The following is a 24,646-nucleotide window of genomic DNA, read 5'->3' as shown; positions in this document are numbered from 1 at the left end:
AGCTGTAGGTTGGCTACAGGTTACTATATTTTGCGATGTTTGCGCAACGCCAGCACGTTGGCTCCCATAAAGAGCAAAGATAAGCCGGCGAGCACGAGCACGTCTCCCGCGATGCCGCTCCAGCCTTCGCCCCGGAGCATGACGCCTCTAAGCGCGTCGGCGCCGTAGGTCAGCGGCATGAGATGGGACAGCCATCTGAGCCATGGGGACATGCTTTCGAGATCGAACAGTCCGGAGAAAAAGATTTGCGGCACGATGACCAGCGGGATGAATTGTATCATCTGGAATTCCGTATTGGCGAACGCCGACAGAAGGGTGCCGAGACTTAGCGCAGTTGCTGACAAGAGCAGCGTCACCAGCAGCACGTACCAGATGGAGCCGTCCATCATCAATCCCAGGACATGGACGGAATACAAGGCGATCAGCACCGCTTGTATGCCCGTGAACAAGCCGAAGCCGGAAATATATCCCGCAACGATCTCCCATCTTCTCAGAGGCGTCGAAAGCAACCGCTCAAGCGTTCCGCTTGTTCTTTCCTTTAAAAACGAAACACCAGCGATCAGGAACACGAAAAAGAAGGCAAATACGCCAATGAAGACGGGGCCCAGACTGTCGAATGTCGTCATCGCGGGTCCGCCGTGCAAATACTCGATTGCAGGCTCCACAGGAACGGCTTGAACGCTCGTGCCCTTATCAGCCTCCGAGTGCGCTTTCGACGACGTGTCTGCGACATCATTCAAATGCGCGTTCATATCCGCTGGCGCCCCTTTGCCTGCCGGCGCGCCTATGCCCCCCGGTACGCCCATGCCCGCAGGCATGCCGGACAGCCCCAGCCACGCCGAAGCGACGGAAAGCACAGCCCGATTGCGGGCAGGATCGCTACCCTCCAGCCTGATCGCCGGCGTGCTGCCGTCCCACCAGACATAGGCGTCGATGTCTTGCCCCTCGAGCGCCTTCTCCGCAAGCTCCGGACTGCCGAACGCAAGGACATCCGCATCAAGCCCCTCGGCTTGTTTTGCGAGCGAGTCCGGTATGCCGATAACCCCTATTTTAGGCGTATAAGAGTCGCCGTTAAATACAAGATACATAAGCGAAAGGACGAGTAGGGGCGCTGCGATCAGCAAGGCCAGCGTCCTCTTGTCGCGGAAAAACTGGCGGATAATCCGGAGCGTTAACGCGCGAATTCTCATCTTTCCGCACCTCCGTAATGAAGAAATGCTTCCTCGATCGTGGCGCTGCCCGTTTCCTGCTTCAACGCTTCCGGTGAGCCGACCGCGATGAGGCGGCCCTCGCGGATGAGGCCGAGCCGATGGCATTTTTCCGCCTCGTCCATGACATGGGTCGTGATAAGGATGGTCGTCCCTTGCCGGCTAAGCTTTTCCAGCTCGGACCAGATCGACTTCCGAAGCAAGGGATCTATGCCAACGGTTGGCTCATCGAGAATAAGGATTCTGGGATCGTGAAGCAGGGCGATCGCGAGCGACAATCTTCGTTTCATCCCCCCGGAGTACGAGGCTACAATCCCGTTCATGTGCTCGCCCAGCCCGACCAACTCCATGACGTACGCGGTTCTGGTTTTCTTTATCGCGCCTTTTAGTCCAAACAAAGCGGCGAAGAAATCAAGATTCTCCTTGGCCGTCAACTCTGCGTACAGTGCGTCGGACTGGGCCATGTACCCGATTCTTTCCATCATCGAGAGATTCGGCAGCTTCGTGCCCAGCATGACGACATCGCCTGAGGTTCCTTCGTCAATGCCGGCGATCATTTTGACAAGCGTCGTTTTGCCGGAGCCGGAAGGTCCCAGCAAACCGAATATTTCGGATGATTGGATGTCGAGCGTAATGTCGTTTAGGACGGGTTGATGGTCGAAAGCGCGGCTGAGCCCGCGAACGCGGATGGCGGGATCGATAGGAGCAAACATTCCAAAACCCCCTCGGATAAGAGTGAGTAATCACTCATTTTATGGCATTAGAATACTCCCGGAAGGCTGGAGCTGTCAAGAAAAATCGGATATGCTTCGACTACAGCGAAGCACTGGCGTCTAATGAGTTCGGATGGGGGCGAAAAACAACGATGCGCTGGCGTCTAATGAGTTCAGATAGGGGCGAAAACAAACGTTTGTCGGTAGAAGGATTCGCTAATAGATATGAAGAGTCTGTCGATTCATTGTGAGTAACTGAGCTGAAACGTTCTGCTTTCGCTAACGGACCTCAGAGCCTCTATGTGCAGCCTTTTCACGATATTGAAAATCTAACGGACTCAGATGACGCTAATTGGTGCATTTCCGCCCATTCTATGCGGTTTTGATGGAAGTAAGGTCGTCTGTGTCCGTTAGCATTTGAACAGGCCCCATTTTTGCGAAATAGCGATTGTGGTGTCCGTCCGATCAGCCTTTACTTCACAGCGCTGCCGTCCACAATGAATCGACAGCCTCATGAGTAGGCCATGGACAGAATCAATAGTATGAAAGGGATACCAGGCGCATGGGGCGTAGAGCGTAGAGCGGGCAAGGTGTAAGCGGCAGCCGTATCGAGGCAAAAAGAAGCACGGAGACCGTTGAGTCCCCGTGCCCTGATCGTATAGAAGAGTGTATATGATTCGCCAACTCTATTTCTCGGAGTGAAGCGCTTTGCTCGGCCGTATCACATTGGCTGGTTAACCGGGAATATTTTAGAAGTTGAAGTTGTCCGGATCCGAACCAAAGCGTTGATTGCGGTTCAACGCGCTGATGGCAGCCATATCCTCTGCGGACAGCTCGAAGTCGAAAATATCTCCGTTCTGCTTCAGACGCTCCGGATTCGTTGATTTCGGAATCGTAATAACGCCCGTCTGCAGATCCCAACGGAGCACGACCTGCGCGGGAGATTTGCCGTATTTGGCGCCGATGTCTGCAAGCACGGCATGATCCAGGTTGCCTTGCATCAGCGGGCTCCAAGCCGTGACTTGAATATGATTGCTCTTGCAGAATGCCAAAAGCGGCTCTTGCGTAAGCAGCGGATGGTATTCTACCTGATTGACCATCGGCACGAGCTCGCTGGATTCCATCAGATCCTGCAGGTGATGGATGTGGAAGTTGCTGACGCCGATCGCGCGGGCTTTGCCGGAGCGGTAGATGGATTCCAGCGCGCGCCAAGTGTCCTTGTATTTGCCTTTCACCGGCCAGTGGATCAAAAGCAGGTCGACATAGTCCATGCCAAGCTTCTCCAAGCTCTGCTCGAACGCCGCAAGCGAAGACTCGTAGCCTTGGTCCGAGTTCCATACTTTCGTCGTAATAAAGAGCTCTTCGCGCGCGATGCCGCTGTTGCGTACGCCGATGCCGACGCCTGATTCGTTGCCGTAGACCGCGGCCGTATCAATATGTCGGTAGCCTGCTTCGATCGCGGCTTGCACGGTACGCTCCGTCTCGCCATCGTCCTTTACTTTCCATACGCCCAAGCCGAGCCAAGGCATTTTAAGTCCGTTATGCAGCGTTGCGCTGTTCGTAAATGCGGTTGTCATTGTTAGAGTTCCTCCTCGATCGATAGTAGATTAGAGCGACATTTCCAAAATATTGCGCACATCTTGTTGGCTCAGACGCTTGAAGTTGCCGATCTCGCCGTAACGGACGGCTTCTTCCGCCATTCGGTCCAACTGGTCCGCTTCGATGCCGAAGTCGGCCAAACGGGATTCCGCTCCAATGCGAGAGAAGAAGGCGCGGGTTGCCTCGATGCCCGCAAGCGCAAGCTCATCGTCAGTGCGGTCATCACGCTGGATGCCCCATACCCGCTGCGCGTATTGGACAAATCTGTCGACGCGTTCTTTGTACACGTATTTCATCCAGTTAGGGAAAATGACAGCGAGACCCGCGCCATGCGGGATATCGTAGATCGCGCTGACTTCGTGCTCGATGCCGTGCGTCGCCCAATCGGTATGCACGCCGACGCTGATGAGCCCGCCGTTCAGCGCCATGGTGCCGCTCCACATCAGATTGGCCCGTGCCACCGAGTCGTTAGGATTGGACAGCGCAGGTTCTACGTTCTCGATGACGGTCTGAAGAATGGATTCGCACAATCTCTCCTGCAGGGGCGTATTCTTGGTCAGGCTGAAATATTGTTCAAACACATGCGACATAATGTCGATGGACCCGTACACCGTATGATTGCGAGGCACGGAGTAGGTAACGGTGGGATCGAGTATCGAAAACTTGGGATAGATATGGGGGCTGCCGCTGCCTCGCTTTAGTTTGGCATCCCAGTGGGAGATAACGGTGTTGCCGTTCATCTCGGAGCCCGTAGCGGCCAGCGTCAGAATCGTTCCCAGCGGGAGTGCTTCCTGGATTCGTGCTTTGCCTACGAAGAAATCCCAGACGTCGCCGTCGTACGGAACGCCGGCCGCGATCGCCTTGGCCGCGTCGATGACGCTGCCTCCGCCGACCGCCAATATAAAGTCCACGCCTTCCCGGCGGCAAATGTCGATGCCCTTCTGCACGGTGGACAGGCGAGGGTTCGGTTCAATGCCGGCCAGCTCATGCACGGCGATATCCGCTTGCTTGAGCAGATCGATCGTTTGGTCGTACAGGCCGTTCGCTTTAATGCTGCTGCCTCCGTACACAAGAAGGACGTTTTGGCCATATGTAGCGGTCATTTCGGCGACTCGACGCGTTTCGCCATCGCCGAACACGATGCGGGTAGGATTGTGAAACTGAAAGTTGTTCATGCGGCAACCTCCTTTATCCGACTAATTTCAAAATACTGTAATGTTTTTGTTCTAGGGCGTGTCTGAAAACCCGCTCTGGGGCATCTTTCACCGCCTTTCCGCCCCCTGCTTCGTCACTTTTGCTTGACGTACCTCCGGTACGCCTTCACAAAAGTTCCTTGCATGGAACGAAAATTCGGCAAAATCTGCTCCCCTCGGAGTATTCAGACACGCCCTAGTTGACGCGACCTATTTTATCCGTAACATTCCCGGGTGTCAATGTTTCGGGTAGGGATTGGTTGAGCCGGGAACCGAAGTTGCCGCATCCGCCGCATCCGCCGTCGCGATTCCTGATATCTGCCGCATCGACCGGAATTTAGTCGGCGAGACGCCTTCGCGTTTGCGGAACGCGCGTGAAAAGTTGTTTTCGTCTACGAACCCGACCCGTTCTACGACTTCTTTGATCGTGAGGCTGCCGGTCTCCAGGAGCTCCTTCGCTTTGTCGATGCGAACTTTGGACACGTATTGCATGAGCGGCAGTCCATTCTTCGTCTTGAAATAACGCGTTACATAGGAAGGAGTCAACGACAGCTTCTCCGCCACCATCGATAAACTCAAGTTACAGTCGATGTAATGAGTCGCCACGAACTCAAGCATGGAACCATACAACCGGTCTTCGCCCGACTCCTCGCCCAAGCTGCCCTGAATGCAGTGCGCCGCGTCCATGAGATTGGCGCAGGCTTCTTCTATTGTTTCCACTTCCGCCTCGGCCAGACCATCCAGCTTGTATTTGATCGCTTCGCGATGGGCTAGCGGGATGTTATTGACGAATTGATTCAAGCTGAATACCATCTGCAAATAGGTGCTTCGGAACGCTGTAGGGTCCTCGAGCCACAGGAAGCGAGCTTCCAGTTCCCGCATGATCTCTACCAGCTTGTCCGGCTGCCGTGACGAGACGGCTGCATTGAGCTCGGCAACAAAGCTCAAAATATGGCGTTTATCGTTTTCTGTTTGGTCTGCTCTCTGACGATCGATTTCCGTTGGGGTAATAATCGCTTGTTTCCCCGAGAAAATTCGGAATTCGGCCAACGCCAGGGCGGAGCTGAATGATTGATGAAGTTCGCTCGCGGGCTGGAGCTCGCCGACGAAGCAGGAGAGCGACAAAGAGAAATGTCTTTGCATGAACGCGCCGATTTGGGCTGCGAATGCCCGGCTGCGCTCTTCCCATTCTCCCGCGTTCTCCCGATGCCAGGCGACGATGCCGACTATGCCTTTGTCCACGGCCAAATCGAGGGCGAAATGGACGCCATGGTCGCCAGTCAGGTTCTCGAAGGCATTGCCGATGACGTACTTTAACAGCCACTGCTCGCTCAGGGGCTCTTTGCCGACTTTGGCATTAAATTCGTCGAACAGGAACACCAGCACGTTGCAGCCCGCGCTTTCGCCAAAATATTTCCTCAGCGCGTGCTGATTCGCCTCGCTGGTGTTATCCACATTCAGCTTGCCCATAAGCAAAGCCTGCAATAGCTGATTTCGGCTTAGAACCTCTTGATTGTTCATCATATTGGACATGTTTACGCTTTCGTCCCGAATCTGACGAATGTATTCGGATAATCGGGCTAATTCGTCTTTGCCCCCTTCTACTTTCAGCTTAGCGGGCTCCAAGTCGGCAAAGCTGCTTGAAAGCTCCTGAATCGGCTCGTAGCTTTTGCGGGCCGAACGGAAGCTGAGCGCCGTCCCAAGCACGATGGATAATAGAATAATAGAGATCGAAATGGCAAGAGAAACATAATATTCGTGATAGTATAGGCTGTGCCGAATGCCGCTGACGACCTGGAATTCTTGTTTGGCGGAAGTTTCTTGCAGCAGGAGATAGCCGGGAAGCCGAACTCCTTGCTCCTGAGCCCTTGCCAGACTCGCATATTCCAGCTTGGGATCGTCCGCAAGATAAACAATGGGGGTTCCTTGACGGTCAAATACGATCAGATTGCTTCTGCTATCGATGATCTGCTTGAAATTTTGCAGCAAGGCCGGATAGTTGAGCTTGTAAACCATGACGCCGCTGGAGTAAGGCGTGCCGTCAAGCGGAACGAGGAACAGCAGCACCTGATCGCGATCGCCTTGATTGCTTTCGTTCGATAATGACGAAAGCAGTACCGGCGCTTTCAATTGTTCCAGCATGCCGCGGAAGCCGGCCGTCGAAATTTTGTCGTCGGCAATCAGTTTGATATAACTTTCCGGCGAATACATGCCCGTGTCGGTAAAGACCGTATTCGCGAGCGAGGGGTGCAACGTATTCCGATAGAATAGGCCGATCGAATCAAGATCGATGGAAGGCGCCTTTAATTTGGAAAGCTCGTCGGAAATCAAATAGGGGTGTTCGAATTGTTCTTGCAACCGATAAGGCAGAAGATCGGAATCTCGGGAAATGAACAAGGTCAGTTGCTGCAGCTCGAGAATTCGGTTGTCCAGCAGCTCCGTGGCGTGTGCCATAAAGCGATGCGCATTGTCGGTTAACCGACTGTAAGCATTCGTCAACGAAATAATATTGGTGGTGAGGAGCAGTGTGCCTGACACGCCCAAAATCAATAAATATCTGCGCAAATATTGTCTGAACAGCTTGGAGCGAAAAGCGCTCAACATCTTGCTCACATCCCGATGCATAATTGAAATTTTGTATTTAACAACTATACGAACTTTGCCGCGAGTAATCAATCCTTATGAAGACAATTGCAAAAAATGACGGGTCGCTGCGAAAATTGCAGGGTGCGTAAAGCGCGCCAAATATCAATTTTTGCTGTGAGGAGCAATTATCTATCGTTGCGGGAGCGGTTGTCTTCTCTTATGATCGAGCTTGTGAGACGACGCTGTTCCGACTAAGGATAGCTGAGGACCGAATCTGGCCAGATTGGTTTCCACTCGAGAATTTCGTAAGGAGGTTTGCCCGATGCGTGCTCGATCCGCGGCCGCGCCCGTATCCATTGACGGGATGCGCAAGCGGAGATTCGGAATGCGCAGCAACTGGGATTATCTAATTTTCATTATTCCGGTTATTGTCTATTTCCTGGTCTTCTGCTATGGCCCTATGTATGGCGTGCAATTAGCGTTTAAGCGTTTTAATCCGATAGACGGCATAACCGGCAGTCCATGGATTGGCGTCGACAATTTTCAGAGGCTTTTTGATTCGTTCCAGTTCGCCCGCATTCTCAATAATACGCTCGTCATTAATTTAATGAAGACGCTGATCAGTTTTCCGATCCCCATCATCCTGGCTTTAATGTTTAACGAAATGAGACGGGAGCGCATTAAGAAAACGTTCCAGACGATCACTTATGCGCCTTATTTTATTTCGACGGTCGTATACGTCGGGATCATCAATTTGTTCCTGGGCGGAGAGAGCGGATACATCAATCACATTTTGGATTACTTTGGGCTGGGACCGATTCCTTTCCTGACGGATTCGAAGTACTTTTCGAGCGTCTATGTCGGAACGGATATATGGCGCAACTGTGGATGGAATTCCATTATTTTCATCGCGGCGCTATCCGGCGTGGACCCTCAGCTGCATGAGTCAGCGCAAATTGACGGCGCGAGCCGGCTAAAGCGGATCCTGCATGTCAACTTGCCTTGTTTGCTGCCGACGATCATCATCCAATTCATCTTGCAGATGGGGAAAATGATGTCGCTCAGCTACGAACGCATTCTATTGATGCAGAACAGTCTTAATGTGGAAGCATCCGAGGTTATATCGACCTATGCTTACAAAATGGGGCTTATAAACATGGATTACGGCTTTTCGACGGCTGTCGGACTGTTCAACAACGCCATCAACATTGCTTTGCTGCTGGTAGCCAACCGGCTAGCCAAACGATACAGTAGCAGCAGCCTGTTCTAGGAGGGATCATTATGCAGGCCGTGTCCTATAAAATTCGCGAGTCTAAGGGCGATAAAATCTTTTTGTTCATCACTTATATTCTCATCGCGGGGTTCGTCCTGATCATTCTCTATCCGTTGCTTTATGTGGTCAGCGCGTCCTTCAGCGATCCTGCGCTGGTCATTTCCGGCAAGATAGGGCTGATTCCGCAAGGGTTTAATGTAGAAGCGTACCAGCGGGTATTCGCCAATCCGGAGATCTGGGTCGGTTATCGCAATACGCTTATGTATACGATCATCGGGACGGTCGTCAATATATCGCTGACGATGATGGGCGCCTATCCGCTGGCGCGCAAGAACTTCCCGTTCCGAAGATTGTGCATGATCTTTTTTACGATTACGATGTTTTTCAGCGGCGGTCTTGTGCCCATGTATCTGCTTGTCAAAAATTTGGGGCTGTACAATTCGATTTGGGCGATTATATTGCCCACGGCTATTAATGTATACAATATGATCGTAGCCCGGACCTTCCTGGAGACGACGATCGACGAACAGATTTATGAATCGGCTTATATTGACGGCAGCGGGAACATTCGCTCGTTTTTCGCGATCGTGCTGCCGCTTAGCGCGCCGATCATCGCCGTTCTGGTATTATTTTACGCCGTTTTCCATTGGAATTCGTACTTTGAAGCGATGATCTATTTGAAAGATCGCGAGTTGTATCCTTTGCAATTATTTTTAAGGGAGATTCTGGTTATGAATCAGTCCGATAATATTATGATGGACTCCATCGAGATGGACACCAGCAAATTCCTGGTCGCGGAAAGCGTCAAATATGCCGTTATTATCGTGTCCAGCATACCTGTGCTCGCGCTATATCCATTTCTGCAAAAGTATTTTGTTAAAGGCATGATGATCGGCGCTTTGAAAGGCTAAAACTTATACGGGAGATGAATGTAATCATGAGAAAAAAATGGGTTGCGGCCGCAGCGGCCGTTCAAGTCGTATCACTGCTCGCCATGACGGGCTGCGCATCCAACAACAACGATGGTCCATCGGAGCCTGCAGGACAAGGTGCGGCAGCCGAGTCGAAGGATAATATCAACAAGACCGGCTTCCCGATCGCCAATGAACCGGTGCAGTTAAAGGGACTTGTATCCAAATACGAGCTCGTAAAGGACTGGAACGAACATAAAGGCATGAAACATTACGAGGAGCTGTCCAACGTCATGATCGAATGGGACAGCGTGCCGCAAAACTCCTTCGAGGAGCGCAGAAACCTGCTGTTCGCTTCGAATGATCTGCCGGATTTCGTGATGCGCGCGAATTTGTCCTCCCAATTGCTGACGTCTTACGCGGCCACTGGGCAGATCATCGCGCTGGACGAATTGATCGAAGCAGGGTACGCGCCGAATCTCTCCGCATTGATGGAAGAAGACGAGGGCATTCGGAAGGCGATTACGGCCGCGGACGGCCACATCTATTCCCTTCCGAATATTAGCGAAGCCGACGGACGAATATCCTCCTCCTGGATCAACCAGAAGTGGCTGGAAAAGCTCGGCCTCGAGATGCCTTCGACAATGGACGAATTTTATGAGGTGCTGAAAGCATTCAAGGAAAAGGACCCGAACGGCAATCAACAGGCAGACGAGGTGCCTTTCACAGGATACAAAGAAACCAAGAGCAGCGGCAACGAGTTGATCCGCACGTTCTATGGAAGCTGGGGTTACGGAGGTAATTCAGGCATCATCGCTCCTTATATGGACGTGGACGGGGAAGGCAAGATCCGCTACATCGCGACGGACGATAAATTTAAAGAAATCATTGTTTTCTTCAATAAGCTGTGGACGGAAGGCCTGATCGACAAGGAAATATTCTCTCAGGATATGAACAAGGTGGTTTCCAAGGTGGATGAGGATCGGGTCGGCTTCGTCGCTCGCGGCAACAATAATCTGTGGCTTGGCAATAATCGCGCCAATTATGTGCAGAATCCGGTATTGCGCGCAACCGACGGAGACATCTATTGGGTTGGAGTCAATCCTAAAGTACGCGAAGTGGGCTCCTTCGTCATTACGAACAAAAATCCGAATCCGGAGGCTACGCTTCGGTGGGCCGACCACTTCTTGAGCGAAGAGGGCACGGCGCTCGCCAGACTCGGGATCAAGGATGTCACGTATACGATCGACGCTGACGGATTCTACAAGCTTAAGGACGAATTCGCCAACAATCCGAACGGATTGACGGTCGATGAGGCCTTGTCGGAATATACGATTTTTCAAGGCGGCCAAATTACGCAGCGCGTGACGCAGAAGGTCGATCAGAGCGCGGCCGTATTGCCGGAGATGATCGCGAACAAGGATATTATCCGTCCATACCTCGTACCGGACGAGAACTTGATGAATCCCAGCTTCACAGAAGAGGAGAACATCAAACTCGGTACGATCGCGACAGATCTCGAAGCGTATACGGACGAGCAGGTTGTCAAATTTGTAACCGGATCGAGACCGATCGGAGAATGGGATAAATTCGTAAGCACTTTGAACAACATGAAGCTGGATGAATATTTGGCTATCTACCAGGCGGCATACGACCGCTGGAATCAGTAAGGGGGCGGGAACACCATGAGATTTTACGGTACAAGCGCGGCGGAAGGCATCCCTAACCCGTTCTGCTCCTGCTCCGTGTGCCGGAACGCCCGGCAAACTGGCGGCGCCGAGGTGCGCCGCCGCTCCACCTTCCGAGTGAACGAACGGATTTCTCTTGATCTGGGCGCCGACTCCTTCCAGCAAGCCATTGATTACGGCGATTTCACGGAGCTTGCGCATGTGCTGGTCAGTCATACGCACGAGGATCACTTCAACTATATGATGATGAATGTCCGCAACATGGCGATTGAAAGACATAAGGAGCCGCTTCATATTTATTTGACCGATCGCGCGTATGACATCGCCGACTTTTATCGCCAAAGCCAACCTATTATGAAGGGCATGACTACTCGCTTGGAAGAGCAGGGCGTCATTGCTTTTCACAAGCTGGAATTTAACCGGACGGCGGTAGTGGACGGCATGGAAGTTACACCGCTCCGCGGCAATCACAGAGGCAATATGGGCGAAGATTGCGCCAATTATTTGCTCCGATGGCAAGATGGAAGAAAGCTCTATTACGGAGTGGATACGGGCTGGTACTTGCCTGAGACCTTCCGGGCGCTGGAAAATGCGGCTCTGGATGTACTCATCAGCGAATGCACCTTCGGTCTGACCCCCGGACGCGGGCCGCATCCCGGCGGGCATCTGGATGCTCCCAGTTGCATGGGACTATTTCGCCAATTGCTGGAGCAAGGAACGTTGCACGAAGGCACGCATATTTATTTGACGCATATTAACCATTTCACCTCAACCCACGCGGAGCTTGTGGAATGGTTCGCCGCGCAGCATTTCCCTTGCCGGATTACAGTCGCTTACGACGGGCTGCGGATTTAACCGGAACGACAGACGCTTCCATCTTCTCGATAGAGGAATGGGAGCGTTTTTTTGTTTTGGATCATCTTTGTTTTCTTCCGAAAATAATTGTATTCAAACAAAAACAAAGATGATATACTGGAACCAATCAAAAACAAATAAAAACAAAAATTACTTGGAGGTAAAAGCAAACATGGTGCAATCATTATGGGAATCTTCGAAAGCAGCAGAGCTTAACGGGGGATTGAACGAGCTGGTATACCGCTCCAACCTGATCGGCACGGACCGCAGAGTGTGCAACTTCGGCGGCGGCAATACATCGACCAAAACGATGGAGAAGGACTTCCGCGGACGCGACGTCGAAGTCATGTACGTAAAAGGAAGCGGTTCCGACCTGGCTACGATGAAAGCGGGCAATTTCACCGGTCTGCGCATGGACGACATTCGTCCGCTGTTCGAGCGCGGCGAGATGTCCGATGAGGATATGGTGGCTTACCTGGCGAACTGCATGATCGATGCCAAACATCCGCGTGCTTCCATCGAAACATTGCTGCATGCGTTCCTTCCTTTTAAACACGTTGACCATACGCATCCCGACGCGATTATCAGCCTGGCATGCGCGGATAACGGCCGCCAGCTGGCGGAAGAGATTTTCGGCAACCGTTTCGTATGGGTTCCTTATGTACGTCCTGGCTTCACGCTGTCTAAGATGATAGCGGAAGGCGTCCTTAACAATCCTAACGCCGAGCTTGTCATCATGGAGAAACACGGTCTGGTTACTTGGGGAGAAACGTCCGAGGCTGCTTACGCGCAAACCATTCGCATTATCAATGAAGCGGAAGCGTTTATCGAGGCGCGCGTCAACGAAGCGAAGCTGTTCGGCGGAGCGCGTTACGAATCGCTGCCGGCCGATGTTCGCAAGTCGATCGTCGCGGCAGTGATGCCAACCGTTCGCGGCGCCGTCAGCGACGTCAAAAAGATGATTTTGTCCTTCGACGACGCGGACGACGTGCTTTCCTTCGTAAACGGCTCGGATTCCGCAGCATTATCGCAAGTCGGCGCGGCTTGCCCGGACCATCTTGTTCATACGAAGGTCGTTCCGCTCTTTATCGACTGGGCGCCGAACGCGGACGATGTCGAAGGCTTGAAAGCGAAGCTTGCCGAAGGAATCGCGGCTTACAAGGAGCAGTACTCGCAATATTTCGAGCGTAACAAACATGAAGGCGACGTCATGTTCGAAGCGGCTCCACGCGTCATTCTTATTCCTGGTATCGGCATGATCAACACAGGCAAGAGCTGGGCGATGTCCCAAGTCAGCGGCGCGTTGTATCACCGTGCCATCGCTGTTATGCGGGGCGCAACGGCGCTGGGCAACTTCGTTTCCCTAAGCGAGAACGAGTCCTACAATGTAGAGTACTGGCCGCTTGAGCTGTACAAGCTGTCGCTTGCTCCCGCAGAAGCGGAATTCTCCCGCAAGGTTGCTTTCATTACGGGTGGAGCCGGCGGCATCGGCAGCGAGACGGCGCGCAGACTCGTATCCGAAGGCGCCCATGTCGTACTGGCTGACCTGAACCTGGAAGGTGCCCAGAAGGTTGCCGGCGAAATTAATGAGAAGTACGGCGAAAACCGCGCGATTGCGGTAAAAATGGACGTGACGAGCGAGGAACAGGTGGCGGCGGCTTATGCCGAGACGGCGATCGCATACGGCGGCGTTGACATTATCGTCAACAATGCGGGTCTGGCGACTTCCAGCCCGTTCGACCAGACTTCCCTGAAGGAATGGAACCTGAACATGAACGTGCTCGGCACAGGTTACTTCCTGGTTGCGCGCGAGGCGTTCAAATTGATGAAGACGCAAGGCATTGGCGGCAACATGGTGTTTATCGGATCCAAAAACTCGGTATACGCAGGCAAAAACGCATCGGCATACAGCGCGGCGAAAGCGCTGGAAGCGCATCTTGCCCGTTGCATCGCGGCAGAAGGCGGCGAGTTCGGCATTCGCGTCAACACGGTTCTGCCGGACGCGATTCTGCAAGGCTCCGCGATCTGGAACGGCAGCTGGCGCAACGAGCGGGCAGCCGCTTACGGCATCGAGCCGGATCAACTGGAGGAGTACTACCGCAAACGTACGACGCTGCTCGTTAATATTTATCCGCGCGATATCGCGGAGGGCATTGCCTTCTTCGCTTCGTCGAAAGCAGACAAAACGACGGGCTGCATGCTGACGATTGACGGCGGCGTGCCGGCGGCGTTTACTAGATAATATTCGGGCCCAAGTGGTCCGCCTGCATCCACGTTTAAAGGACGCCAGGCGGACCTATCGCCTAAAAGGGGATGATCGGTTTGTTCCAGGCCAGAGGAGAGAAACATTGGATCATTCCGGACGGATTTATTCCGCCGGACAGCTCGGGCAGCTTGACCAGTCATGAATCCGTTTGCGTCCTTAATACGTCTTCCGAAGAGGCGCTGCTGCGATTTACGATCTTTTTCGAGGATAGGGAACCGATGGAGGACATGCTGCATGTTGTGCCGGCGAGGCGCACGAAGCATATCCGCACTTCCTCCCTTCAGAAAAACGGCGCAGGCATTCCGGTGGGCGTGCCTTATGCGATCGAGGTAAAAAGCGATATTCCCGTTATTGTGCAGTACAGCAGACTGGATTCCACGCAAGCGGAGAATGCGCTGATGTCGACAATGGCGTTTCCGCTGAAATCGAAATAATACCATTCAATTATAGAGAGGGTGCCGTAACATGACAGATCGCGCGTATTCGCTGTTCGAGGAGCAGCAAGGGGCAAGAGGCATTAATTTAAACGAAGTGAAAGCGAAACTGAAAGGACTTAGCATCGAAACTCCGTCCTGGGGCTATGGCGATTCCGGTACGCGCTTTAAGGTGTTCCAGAAGGAAGGCGTGCCGCGCAATCCGTTCGAGAAGTTCGAGGATGCGGCTCAGGTGCACAAGCTGACTGGCCTTGCGCCGTCTGTTGCGATCCATATTCCTTGGGACAAAGTGGAAGATTACGCCAAGCTGAGAAGCCACGCGGAGAGTTTGGGTCTCGCGATTGGCGCGATCAATCCGAACCTGTTCCAAGAAGACGATTACATGCTGGGCAGCGTGACAAATGCGGATGCCGCCATTCGCCGCAAGGCGACGGATCATCTGCTGGAATGCGTCGATATCGCAAAGGAGACGGGCTCGCGCGATATCAGCCTGTGGTTCGCGGACGGCACGAATTACCCGGGACAAGGCAACATTCGCAAACGTAAAGCATGGATGCAGGAATCGCTGGGCGAAATGTATAAAGCGCTTGCGCCAAACATGCGCATGCTGATCGAATACAAATGCTTCGAGCCGGCGTTTTATCATACGGATCTCGCGGATTGGGGCATGGCGTACAACTTGGCGCAAAAGCTGGGACCGCAGGCCGAAGTGCTCGTAGATACGGGCCACCATCTGCAGGGCGCCAACATCGAGCATATCGTCGCTTATCTGATCGACGAAAAACGTCTCGGAGGTTTCCACTTCAACAGCCGCAAATACGCGGATGACGATCTTATCGTAGGTACCGTCAATCCATACGAGCTGTTCCTGATCTTCTATCAAATCCTGAGCGCGGCGAGCGACCGCGACGAGGCGATCCAATCCTGCGTGAACAATATTGCGTACATGATCGACCAGTCGCATAATATCGAAGCGAAAATTCCAGCGATGCTGCGTTCCGTGCTTAATGTGCAAACGCAATTCGCGAAAGCGCTGCTTGTTAATCACGAGGAAGTCGAAGCGGCAGCAAACCGCGGCGACGTGCTGGCTGCCGAACATGCGGTGCGCAGCGCATTCGAATTCGACGTTGCTCCGCTGCTGCGGTCGTACCGCGAAGAGCAAGGTTTGTCCGTTGATCCCATGGGCGATTACCTGGCCTCCAGCTACGGGAAAGACATTGCCGTTAGAGGCAAGGGCGGTGCGAGCTGGTGATGCAGAAGCATGTACTGGCTTTCGATCTCGGCGCCAGCAGCGGCAGAGCCATGCTGGGTCGGCTCGAAGACGGCAAAATCGTTCTCGAAGAGCTGCATCGCTTCCCGAACGACCCTGTGCAGGCAGGCGGACGGCTGCATTGGGATATTCTTCGCTTGCTTCATGAGCTGAAACAAAGCTTGCTGAAAGCGAAACATCGCGGCATCAAGCTGAGCAGCATCGCCATCGATACTTGGGGCGTTGACTTCGGCCTGCTGGGCGGTCCCGGCAACGAGCTGCTGGGCAATCCCGTCCATTATCGGGATTCACAGACCGATGGAGTGATGGAGCGTCTCATCGGCGAACTGTCGGCGGAGACAATCTTCGACCGATCGGGGATTCAGTTTCTGACGTTCAACACGCTTTATCAGCTTGAGGCCATGAAGAAGGCCGGTTCTCCGCTGCTGCGCGAAGCGAAACACTTTCTGATGATTCCGGCTCTGCTTCGTTACTTCCTTACAGACGAAATGCACAATGAATTCTCGCTCGCGACGACGACGCAAATGTACAACCCGGTAACGGGCGATTGGGATGACGAGCTGCTGAAGGCGGTAGGCGCGGACCGTTCGCTGTTTGGTCCAGTCGTTCAGCCTGGCACGCCGGTCGGTCGGCTTAGCGAATCGGTATGCGCGGAGCTGGGCATTGAGTCGGTGCCGGTCATCGCAGTAGCCGAACATGACACGGGCTCCGCCGTTGCGGCGGTGCCGGCGAAGGATCGCTCGTTCGCCTACCTGAGCTGCGGCACATGGTCGCTGATCGGTACCGAAGTAAGCGAGCCTGTTATGGGAGCGAAGGCGCTGGAGCTGAACTTCACGAACGAGGGCGGCGTATACGGCACGTACCGGCTGCTCAAAAACATCATGGGCCTCTGGATCCTGCAGGAATGCAGACGCGAGTGGGAGCGCGCAGGCGTTAAGTATACGTTCCCCGAGCTGGTGGCGAAGGCGTCGGCTGCTGAGCCTTTCGCATGCTTCATTGATTCCGACGACGAGCTGTTTCTGCCACCTGGCGATATGCCTGGCCGCATTCGCGAATATTGCGAGCGGACGGGACAGAAGGCGCCGGAAAACGAGGGAGCTTTCGTTCGGGCCATCCTGGAGAGTCTGGCCTTTAAATACCGTTATGCGCTGGAGCAGACTGGGCAGCTGTCCGGCGTGACCTATAGTGGACTGCATATGGTCGGCGGCGGCATTCAGAACACGCTGCTCTGCGAATGGACGGCGAACGCGATCGGCAAGCCGGTATGGGCAGGACCAATCGAAGGAAGCGCAATCGGCAATATGCTGGTACAATGGATAACGAACGGCGAATTGAGCGACATATGGGAAGCGAGACGCGTAGTCGGCGATTCTTTCCCTGTAGACGTCTATGAGCCCAAGGACGGACCGCAATGGGAAGAGGCTTATGTCAGGTTCTTGGCCGCTACCGGCTTGAAGGGCTAAAATAACGTGATCGATGATGGTCGGGAAAGAGGGATTCTATGCTGGTTGCGGAACGATACGACTTAATTGTACAGCTGGTAAATGAGAGAGGCAGTATTCGCGTGACGGAACTCAGCGAGCTGTGCCAGGTGACGGAGGAGACGATCCGCCGCGATCTGGACCGCTTGGAGCAGGCCGGCCGATTGCGCCGCTCCCATGGCGGTGCAGTGAGCGTAAAGGAGCAGCAGCCGGAAATTCCTTATTTTGAACGGGAGATTGTCCGGGCAGACGAAAAGCGGCGAATCGCCGAGGAAGCCGTAAGCCTGATCCGCCCCAAGGAGCGGATTTTGCTGGATGCCAGCTCCACGGCTTGGTATATGGCGCAGAGCATGCCTGATATTCCGCTGACGGTGCTGACCAATTCCATCAAGGTAGCGATGGAGCTGGCGGGCAAGGAGCGGATCGAGGTCATTTCGACGGGAGGCATCCTTGCTTCCCGCAGTTTGTCCTATATCGGACCGCTGGCGGAACGTTCGCTGGACGCCTATCATGTCGACAGGGTGTTTCTCTCCTGCAAGGGCGTTCATCTGGACCGGGGCATCAGCGAGTCCAACGAGCTGCAAGCACGCATCAAACATCGGATGGTTGGCATGGCCGACGAAGTCGTCTTGCTCGCGGACTCCAGCAAATTCGGCGTCCAGGCGTTCACCCATGTGGCCGAGCTTGGCGCAATTCATCGAATCATTACGGATAACGGGCTGACCCCGGAGCTGGGTGCAGAGCTTCGGGAACGCCAAATTACCGTTACGACGGTTTAACAGGTGGGTGCAGTCATGAAGGTATCTCTATTTATTACTTGTTTAAGCGATGCAATCTTCCCGCGGGTCGGGGAAGCGATGGTCAGGCTGCTGGCGAATTACGGCGTTACGCTGGAATTCCCCCGCGTCCAGACCTGCTGCGGGCAGCCTGCCTACAATAGCGGCTACTGGAAGGAAGCGCGCGAGTCGGCTCGTACGATTCTCGACGCGTTCGAGGACAGCGACTTTGTCATCTCGCCTTCCGGCTCCTGCACGGGCATGCTGCATCACTATACGAAGCTGTTCGAAAGCGATCCCGTTATGCTTAAGCGGGCCGAGGCGCTGCGGGCAAAATCGTACGAGTTTACCCAGTTTCTCGTGCAGGTGCTTGGCGTGACGGACGTCGGGGCAACCTTTTCGCGCAAAGTCACCTATCATCCATCCTGTCATGGCAGCCGGATCCTGGGCGTGAAGGACGAGCCGATGCAGCTGATGAAAAACGTCAGGGGCATGGAGCTTGTGCCGCTTCCGTTCGCGGAAGACTGCTGCGGCTTCGGCGGCACCTTTGCCGTTAAGATGGCCGATATCTCGGGCGCGATGGTGACGGAGAAAGCCGATCATGTGTTGGAGACGGAAGCCGAGGTGCTGGTTGGCCTCGACATGGCTTGCCTGATGAACATCGCGGGCAATCTGCATTATCGCGGCGAACCGGTGCGCGTCATGCATCTGGCCGAGCTGCTGTACGAAGGAGTGAAGGGAGCATGAGCGGAGGGAAACCAGGAGCGACGGTCAAGGCGAGAGCCGAGCTGGCGCTGAACGACGAATTTCTGCGCAAGGCGGTACGATTCACGACGGAGCGGCTGCGGAACGGCAAGAAGAAGGCGTCCGAGGAGCATGGCAACTGGGAGGAATGGCGTGAGCGCGGACGGCAGATTCGGCTGCATACGATCGCTCATCTCGACTATTATTTAAATACGTTCGTCGAAAATGCAAGGGCTAACGGCGTGCATGTACATTTTGCCGATACGGCTCAGGAAGCAGTAGAGCTTACGCTGGATATCGCGGAGCATGTCGGCGCGAGATCGGTCGTGAAGTCCAAGTCCATGGTTTCGGAGGAGCTTCATCTCAACCACGCGCTGGAATCCATCGGCGTGGAAGCGATCGAAACGGATCTGGGCGAATATATCATCCAGCTTGCCGGAGAGATGCCTTCGCATATCGTCATCCCGGCTATTCATAAAAACCGTTATCAGATCGCGGAGCTACTGTCGAAGGAAGCTGGGTATGAACTTCCGCCTGACACGACGGCGCTGGCCGGCTTCGTGCGCAAAAAGCTGCGCGAGAAGTTTCTGGAAGCCGATATCGGCATGACCGGCTGCAACTTCGCGATCGCGGAGACGGGCTCCATGGTGCTGTTCGAGAACGAAGGCAACGCCCGTATGGTGACAACCGTGCCGAAAACGCAAATTACGCTGATGGGCATGGAGCGGATCATCCCCTCCTGGGAAGATCTCGAGGTGATGGCGACGCTTCTCCCGCGTTCCGCGACGGGTCAGAAGCTGACGATGTACATGTCCGGCATTACGGGACCGAAGCGGACGGCCGACGGCGACGGACCCGAGGAAATGCATATTATTATCGTCGACAACGGCCGATCGCTGCAGCTTGGGGACCCCGAGTTCCAGGAGCTGCTTAATTGCATCCGCTGCGGAGCTTGTCTCAACGCTTGTCCGGTGTACCGCCATATCGGCGGCCATGCTTACGGCGGCACGTACAGCGGCCCGATCGGCGCGGTGCTGACGCCGTCGCTTAACAAAAATATCGCCGAATGGGACGATATCGCAAATGCGTCAAGCTTATGCGGTGCTTGCTACGAGGCATGCCCTGTCAAAATTCCGCTGCACGACATGCTAGTCTACCTGCGCCGCCGCAAGGTGGAGAGCGGCAACGGCAACAAGCTGGAGGGCATGGGCATGCAAGGCTTCGCCACGGTGATGAGCAGCTCCAAGGTGATGGGCGGTCTTATACGGATGGGCAAGCTTGGCCAAAAGCTGGTCGTACGCGACGGTTTCATTCGTACGAAGCTCGGTCCTCTGAAAGGCTGGAATACGTATCGGGTTACGCCGAGCTTGCCGAAGAAGTCGTTCCGCGACCAGTGGGCTACGCTTGACCAAGAGCTGAAAGCGGAGCTCCGCGAGATGCCGTCGGCCATGCGCGAGCGTATGGAGCAGAAGGCGCGGGAACAACGCGAGTCGAAGGGCGGAGGAGGTCGCGGTCATGGGTGACGAGGCCAGGAAAATGGCCGGGTATTTCGTTGACGTGGCCGACGCCGCGGGTCGGCAAGGGAGGCATAGACATGAGTAAACATGTGACTCAGACGGGGAGCGACGCTGCCCGGCCAACTGGCGGAAGCCAAGGCGACGAGTCCCGCGAGCAATGGCTGGCTCGCCTGGCGGAGCAGTCCCGACAGAAGCAGGAGCGATTTATGAATAATATCTCGGAGCGCCTGCGCCATCCGCGGATGACGACGGCTCCGAAGCATCCATATCGCGGCGCTCCCGACTTTTGGAGAGAGCTGGACTGGACGACCGAACAGCAAGTCGCTGCATTTACGGACAACTGGTTGTCCGTGGGCGGCCATGTCGCGAAGCTGGGGAGCATGGAAGAAGCCTCCGCATACATCACGGCCAAAGCCGAGGAGATGGGCGCGAAGTTTCTCGTCCGCCAGGACGATCCGACATTGGCGGGACTCGGGCTGGAGGAGGCTCTGCCAGACGTGCAGGTGTCCGTTTGGAACAGCGACGAACAACAGCCTTGGAAGGCACGCGCGGCCGAAGCAGACTTCGGCGTTGTGCAGGCGGACCATGCCGTAGCCTATACGGGCTCCGTTGTCGTAACGTCGTCGAAGGAGAAGGGGCGTTCCGTCAGCCTGCTGCCGACGGTGCTCTTTATCGTCATCCCTGCGGAACGTCTAAAGACGCGGCTGGGCGAGGTGCTGATCGGGTTAGACGAGGCGGGCCGTGAGGCGCTGCCTGCCGGCGTCCACTTCATCACGGGGCCAAGCCGCTCCTCCGATATCGAAAACGACCTGACGATCGGGGTGCACGGCCCTGGCGTCGTCTACGCGTTGATTGTCGGGTAGCATGCAATGTACAATACGATAAATGCAAGAGCCGTCCATTCCGCTTAAGAAGCGGAGTGGACGGCTCTTGTCGCTGAAGCTGGAGGACTCCCCGTGGCGGGCAGTTCATCTTTACGATATTCGCGTGGCGTTTTACCACTGGATTTTTTGAACATCCAACGTGCATCCGGTCAAGCGGGTATATACCATTACATGGGCAGGCAATGCCGGCCTGATCAGCGGTGTCCTTGGCGGCGTTGTCTACGAGCAGCTTGGCTACTCGCCTTCTTCCACGCCGTCCTGTATGTCGGCAGCGCCGCCGCCAGCGGCTTCCTGCTGTACCACACATCGATCTAATTGCCTTGAAGGTACTGCTTTCGCGGAGTTAAGTCGTTGGCATCGATCTATTTCCCTCGAAGGTGCTGCTTTCGCAGATTTAAGTTGTTGGCATCGTTCTATTGGTTCACACCGCAAAGCCCCCGCCAGTGCATGGACGGGGGCTTTGCGGTATTCAATCATTTGCGTCTTATTCCTGCGCCGCACCGTCAGCCAGATAAGTCTCGATAAACTCCAGAGCCTTGTCAGGACGTTCGGCATTGACGCGAACGGCGATAATCAGATCCTCTGCCGGTTTTATGAGAGGCAGGTCCTTGTCCAACTTGGTATCCTTGAGATCGATGCCGTAGATACGTTCCTCGGGTACATCCTCCGTTGTCAGCTTTCTCGTCCGATCCTCTCCGGCTCCGCTGATCTCGGGCTTGCCGTCAAGCTCCAGCAGCGCGCCTTGTCTGCCGACCCACTCGAACATGGCACGGTCCATAATGTAGATGTCGGGTTTCTCAGACATTAATGTGACAACGGCTTTCTGCAGGTAGGCGTATTGATTCATGTCGTCCTGCGGTACGAATACAATGTTGGATTCAACGCGCTTCCATTCCGGAAAGGCGCTCAGCATGGCCGCATTTGTCATTTCCTTGCTGTCCTTGTTGTCCGGTTCCATAAAGGTGCCGTAAAACGAAACGCTAAGATCAATCGGCGGCAGGCTGGCCAAATATTTCTGATATTCGCGTTTGTCGATGTAGCTGTTGATTCCATAAATAATTGCGGCGATTAGTGCGATTGCGACGAACGTATGAATTTTGTAATAACGCCAGAAGTGATCGATCTTCTGGGCTCTGCCTGCCATTCCCTTGAACTTGCCGTATTCCTGTTCGTTGAAGGCGTCAGTGATCTTGCGGTCCTCATAGGCAAGGATCAGCTTGTACGCCGCCGTTACTTTCGCGAAGTCGTCACCCTGGGAGGCGCTTTCAACCTCTGCCCGCGATCTGGACCGCTCTCGGCGCATTAACGTCGTATAACGTTTCTCGACCTCTTCCTTGGGGGCGAACTCCTCCAGACCCAATAATGTGTAAGCTTCTTTTAAGTCATCCAACTTTTCCACTCGGTCACCTCGATTATGCTGCTCTCATGATTGGCAAGCAGAGCTTGCGTATCTCTTCTTATAAGTATACGGATTTCCGGGGCGTACGGCAAACTTGGGCGTCAGGCGTTAGCCTGAAGGATATTTCGTATGTTCTTGTTCTCCCCACTATGCTAAAATAAGGATGGAAAGGAGGCGAACGTATGATCGTGACTATAACGGCTAAACTCAAAATAAAACCGTCAGAAAGTCAAATGAGGGCACTGCAACAAACGATGATCGCTTATCGGCAGGGCTGCGATTTTGTCTCTGCTCTTGTGTTCGAGAAGAGAGAGCTTGGGCAGCCTGCCTTGCATCGAATGACGTATCAACCCCTTCGCAGCACGCTTGGCCTGCGCTCTCAAATGGCTCAATCGGTGATGAAAACCGTAATTGCCAAATACAAAGCCTTTCGGAGTAACGGCCATGCCTGGACGCTTGTACGCTTTAAGAAGCCGGAATATGATCTTGTCTGGAACCGGGATTACTCGCTGAACCTAGGCGCTGGGCTGTTCTCCGTTAATACGCTGCAGGGCCGTATCAAGGTTCCTTTCGAAGCGAAAGGAATGGAAGCTTATTTCGACGGTTCGTGGACGTTCGGTACGGCCAAGCTGGTGTATAAAAAGCGGAAGTGGTTTTTGCATATTCCGGTATCGAAAGAAATAGCCGTTCCTGAGCTGACGGAAATCGAAAACGTCGTTGGCGTTGATCTGGGCGTCAACTTTGTAGCCACGGCGTATGACACCGATGGCAAAACCCTATTCTTTCGAGGAAGAGAACTCAAACAAAAACGAGCGAACTACAAAAGGTTGCGTTCGGAGCTGCAGCGCAAACAAACGCCTTCGTCCCGTCGCAGGCTGAAGCAAATCGGAGAACGAGAAAACCGCTGGATGACCGATGTTAATCATGGAGTCAGCAGGGCACTCGTGACCCGGTATGGGGCGAATACGCTGTTTGTACTTGAAGATTTGACAGGGATTCGGGGAGCAACGGAAAAGGTCAGGCGTAAGCATCGCTATGTGACGGTATCGTGGGCGTTCCGCCAGCTTCGCGAGATGGTAACGTACAAGTCGCAGCTTGTGAAAGCGATGACCATTGCCGTAGATCCAAAAAACACCTAGCAAGCCTGTCCGATATGCAGTCACACGGCAAAAGGGAACCGGGATAAACGGGGGCATCGATTCCATTGCCTGGCCTGTGGCTATGCAAGTAATGATGACCGGATCGGTGCGATGAATCTCTGTCTGAAGGGAAAAGAGTACCTTCTACAAGGTGCAGGCCTAGCATGACTAGGCTTGCAGGGTAGCTGTCAGTCTGCCCAGTGGTAAGCGAAGGCTTACCTGCGGATGTAACACCACGTTCTTCGGAACGCAAAAGATCGGAGTCGCACAAGACGTTTGTACGATCGGGTCGTTACAAGCTCCCACTTCAAACGATAGTTAAGTGGGGGTCATTGACCCAACCGTATTTGAGAATGTAAAGGTAGCGCTGGAGAATGAGCTATACGACCTAGATAATCTGGATCGCAAAATTGACGTTACAGGCAGGCGTGATTTGTTGGATATGGCCGTGCTGTCGCGCGAGCTGACATTGTCATGCCGCTTGGCGAACGGAGGAACGACGACGGCAGAGCTGCTGCTAAGCTCCTCGCTTAAGGAGTTGTCCGACGAAATTTTGGAGATACCGGGCGCGGCGTCCACAAGCCGTCTTACGCTGCGGTTCCATCTGGAGACAGACGGAACAGCCGGAACGTGCGAGACGGTGGAGCGATGTTTGAAGGGCATCTGGGGCACTCCTATTTCAATTCCGCATGCGCTGTGCTATAGTACGA

19 protein-coding genes and 1 pseudogene are annotated in these 24,646 nt (G+C 54.2%); 13 read left to right on the top strand and 7 right to left on the bottom strand.

All coding sequences use genetic code 11. The annotated features are described in order from the left end of the window. Positions 1-23: 23 nt before the first annotated feature. From KJW29_RS13170 to KJW29_RS13150, 5 genes are all read right to left on the bottom strand, one after another. Positions 24-1,190, bottom strand: coding sequence for an ABC transporter permease (locus KJW29_RS13170; RefSeq protein WP_214630099.1), 1,167 nt, complete (start codon positions 1,188-1,190; stop codon positions 24-26). Beyond that, positions 1,187-1,921 carry an ABC transporter ATP-binding protein gene (locus KJW29_RS13165; RefSeq protein ID WP_214630098.1) on the bottom strand — a complete coding sequence of 245 codons (735 nt, stop codon included), beginning with the start codon at positions 1,919-1,921 and terminating at the stop codon, positions 1,187-1,189. The genes KJW29_RS13170 and KJW29_RS13165 overlap by 4 nt, the downstream gene beginning before the upstream one ends. A gap of 749 nt (positions 1,922-2,670) precedes the next feature. After that, entirely contained in the window at positions 2,671-3,498 is an 828-nt protein-coding gene (locus KJW29_RS13160; protein ID WP_214630097.1) for an aldo/keto reductase, read from the bottom strand. A 30-nt stretch (positions 3,499-3,528) separates the two neighbouring features. Next, the gene (locus KJW29_RS13155; RefSeq protein ID WP_214630096.1) at positions 3,529-4,695 is read right to left on the bottom strand and encodes an iron-containing alcohol dehydrogenase; all 1,167 of its coding nucleotides are present in this window, start codon (positions 4,693-4,695) and stop codon (positions 3,529-3,531) included. Between the two features lie 255 nt (positions 4,696-4,950). Beyond that, a complete protein-coding gene (locus KJW29_RS13150) occupies positions 4,951-7,317 on the bottom strand; it encodes a helix-turn-helix transcriptional regulator (RefSeq protein ID WP_214630095.1) in 2,367 nt (788 codons plus the stop codon). Positions 7,318-7,621: 304 nt separating this feature from the next. Between KJW29_RS13150 and KJW29_RS13145 the strand changes: the two genes are divergently transcribed. From KJW29_RS13145 to KJW29_RS13090, 12 genes are all read left to right on the top strand, one after another. Beyond that, positions 7,622-8,569, top strand: a complete 948-nt coding sequence (locus KJW29_RS13145; protein ID WP_087567259.1) for an ABC transporter permease — start codon at positions 7,622-7,624, stop codon at positions 8,567-8,569. An 11-nt stretch (positions 8,570-8,580) separates the two neighbouring features. Further along, positions 8,581-9,483, top strand: coding sequence for a carbohydrate ABC transporter permease (locus KJW29_RS13140; RefSeq protein ID WP_246608707.1), 903 nt, complete (start codon positions 8,581-8,583; stop codon positions 9,481-9,483). Positions 9,484-9,509: 26 nt separating this feature from the next. Further along, on the top strand, positions 9,510-11,153 hold the full coding sequence (locus KJW29_RS13135) for an extracellular solute-binding protein (RefSeq protein WP_214630094.1): 1,644 nt from the start codon (positions 9,510-9,512) through the stop codon (positions 11,151-11,153). 15 nt (positions 11,154-11,168) lie between these two features. After that, positions 11,169-12,026, top strand: a complete 858-nt coding sequence (locus KJW29_RS13130) for an MBL fold metallo-hydrolase (RefSeq protein WP_214630093.1) — start codon at positions 11,169-11,171, stop codon at positions 12,024-12,026. A 172-nt stretch (positions 12,027-12,198) separates the two neighbouring features. Further along, a complete protein-coding gene (locus KJW29_RS13125) occupies positions 12,199-14,268 on the top strand; it encodes a bifunctional aldolase/short-chain dehydrogenase (RefSeq protein WP_214630092.1) in 2,070 nt (689 codons plus the stop codon). Positions 14,269-14,348: 80 nt separating this feature from the next. Next, complete coding sequence (locus KJW29_RS13120) at positions 14,349-14,726, top strand: sensory rhodopsin transducer (protein WP_256975566.1); 378 nt, start codon at positions 14,349-14,351, stop codon at positions 14,724-14,726. A gap of 31 nt (positions 14,727-14,757) precedes the next feature. After that, positions 14,758-15,978, top strand: a complete 1,221-nt coding sequence (gene rhaI, locus KJW29_RS13115) for an L-rhamnose isomerase (RefSeq protein ID WP_214630090.1) — start codon at positions 14,758-14,760, stop codon at positions 15,976-15,978. Next, positions 15,978-17,459 (top strand): rhamnulokinase, encoded by a 1,482-nt coding sequence (locus KJW29_RS13110; RefSeq protein WP_214631117.1) that lies wholly within the window; start codon positions 15,978-15,980, stop codon positions 17,457-17,459. Before rhaI ends, KJW29_RS13110 begins: the two co-directional genes overlap by 1 nt. 38 nt (positions 17,460-17,497) lie before the next feature. After that, positions 17,498-18,256, top strand: coding sequence for a DeoR/GlpR family DNA-binding transcription regulator (locus KJW29_RS13105; protein WP_214630089.1), 759 nt, complete (start codon positions 17,498-17,500; stop codon positions 18,254-18,256). Positions 18,257-18,271: 15 nt separating this feature from the next. Next, positions 18,272-19,000, top strand: a complete 729-nt coding sequence (locus tag KJW29_RS13100; RefSeq protein WP_087567251.1) for a (Fe-S)-binding protein — start codon at positions 18,272-18,274, stop codon at positions 18,998-19,000. Further along, the gene (locus KJW29_RS13095; RefSeq protein ID WP_214630088.1) at positions 18,997-20,520 is read left to right on the top strand and encodes a LutB/LldF family L-lactate oxidation iron-sulfur protein; all 1,524 of its coding nucleotides are present in this window, start codon (positions 18,997-18,999) and stop codon (positions 20,518-20,520) included. The genes KJW29_RS13100 and KJW29_RS13095 overlap by 4 nt, the downstream gene beginning before the upstream one ends. Before the next feature lie 71 nt (positions 20,521-20,591). After that, positions 20,592-21,377 (top strand): LutC/YkgG family protein, encoded by a 786-nt coding sequence (locus KJW29_RS13090; protein WP_214630087.1) that lies wholly within the window; start codon positions 20,592-20,594, stop codon positions 21,375-21,377. A 505-nt stretch (positions 21,378-21,882) separates the two neighbouring features. Here KJW29_RS13090 and KJW29_RS13085 read toward each other — a convergent pair. Beyond that, positions 21,883-22,797 carry a J domain-containing protein gene (locus KJW29_RS13085; RefSeq protein WP_214630086.1) on the bottom strand — a complete coding sequence of 305 codons (915 nt, stop codon included), beginning with the start codon at positions 22,795-22,797 and terminating at the stop codon, positions 21,883-21,885. Positions 22,798-22,979: 182 nt separating this feature from the next. Between KJW29_RS13085 and KJW29_RS13080 the strand changes: the two are divergent. After that, positions 22,980-24,104: pseudogene (locus KJW29_RS13080) on the top strand (RNA-guided endonuclease TnpB family protein). A gap of 150 nt (positions 24,105-24,254) precedes the next feature. Here the strand turns inward: KJW29_RS13080 and KJW29_RS13075 are convergent. Continuing rightward, positions 24,255-24,599: a hypothetical protein gene (locus KJW29_RS13075; RefSeq protein ID WP_214630085.1), complete on the bottom strand. Its 345-nt coding sequence runs from the start codon at positions 24,597-24,599 to the stop codon at positions 24,255-24,257. Positions 24,600-24,646 lie beyond the last annotated feature (47 nt).

The organism is Paenibacillus agaridevorans, from assembly GCF_018604145.1.
In the GTDB taxonomy this organism is placed as follows: Bacteria; Bacillota; Bacilli; order Paenibacillales; family Paenibacillaceae; genus Pristimantibacillus; species Pristimantibacillus agaridevorans.
The sequence above is the reverse complement of the archived record's forward strand: the minus strand, read 5'-3'. Positions and strand labels throughout refer to the sequence as shown.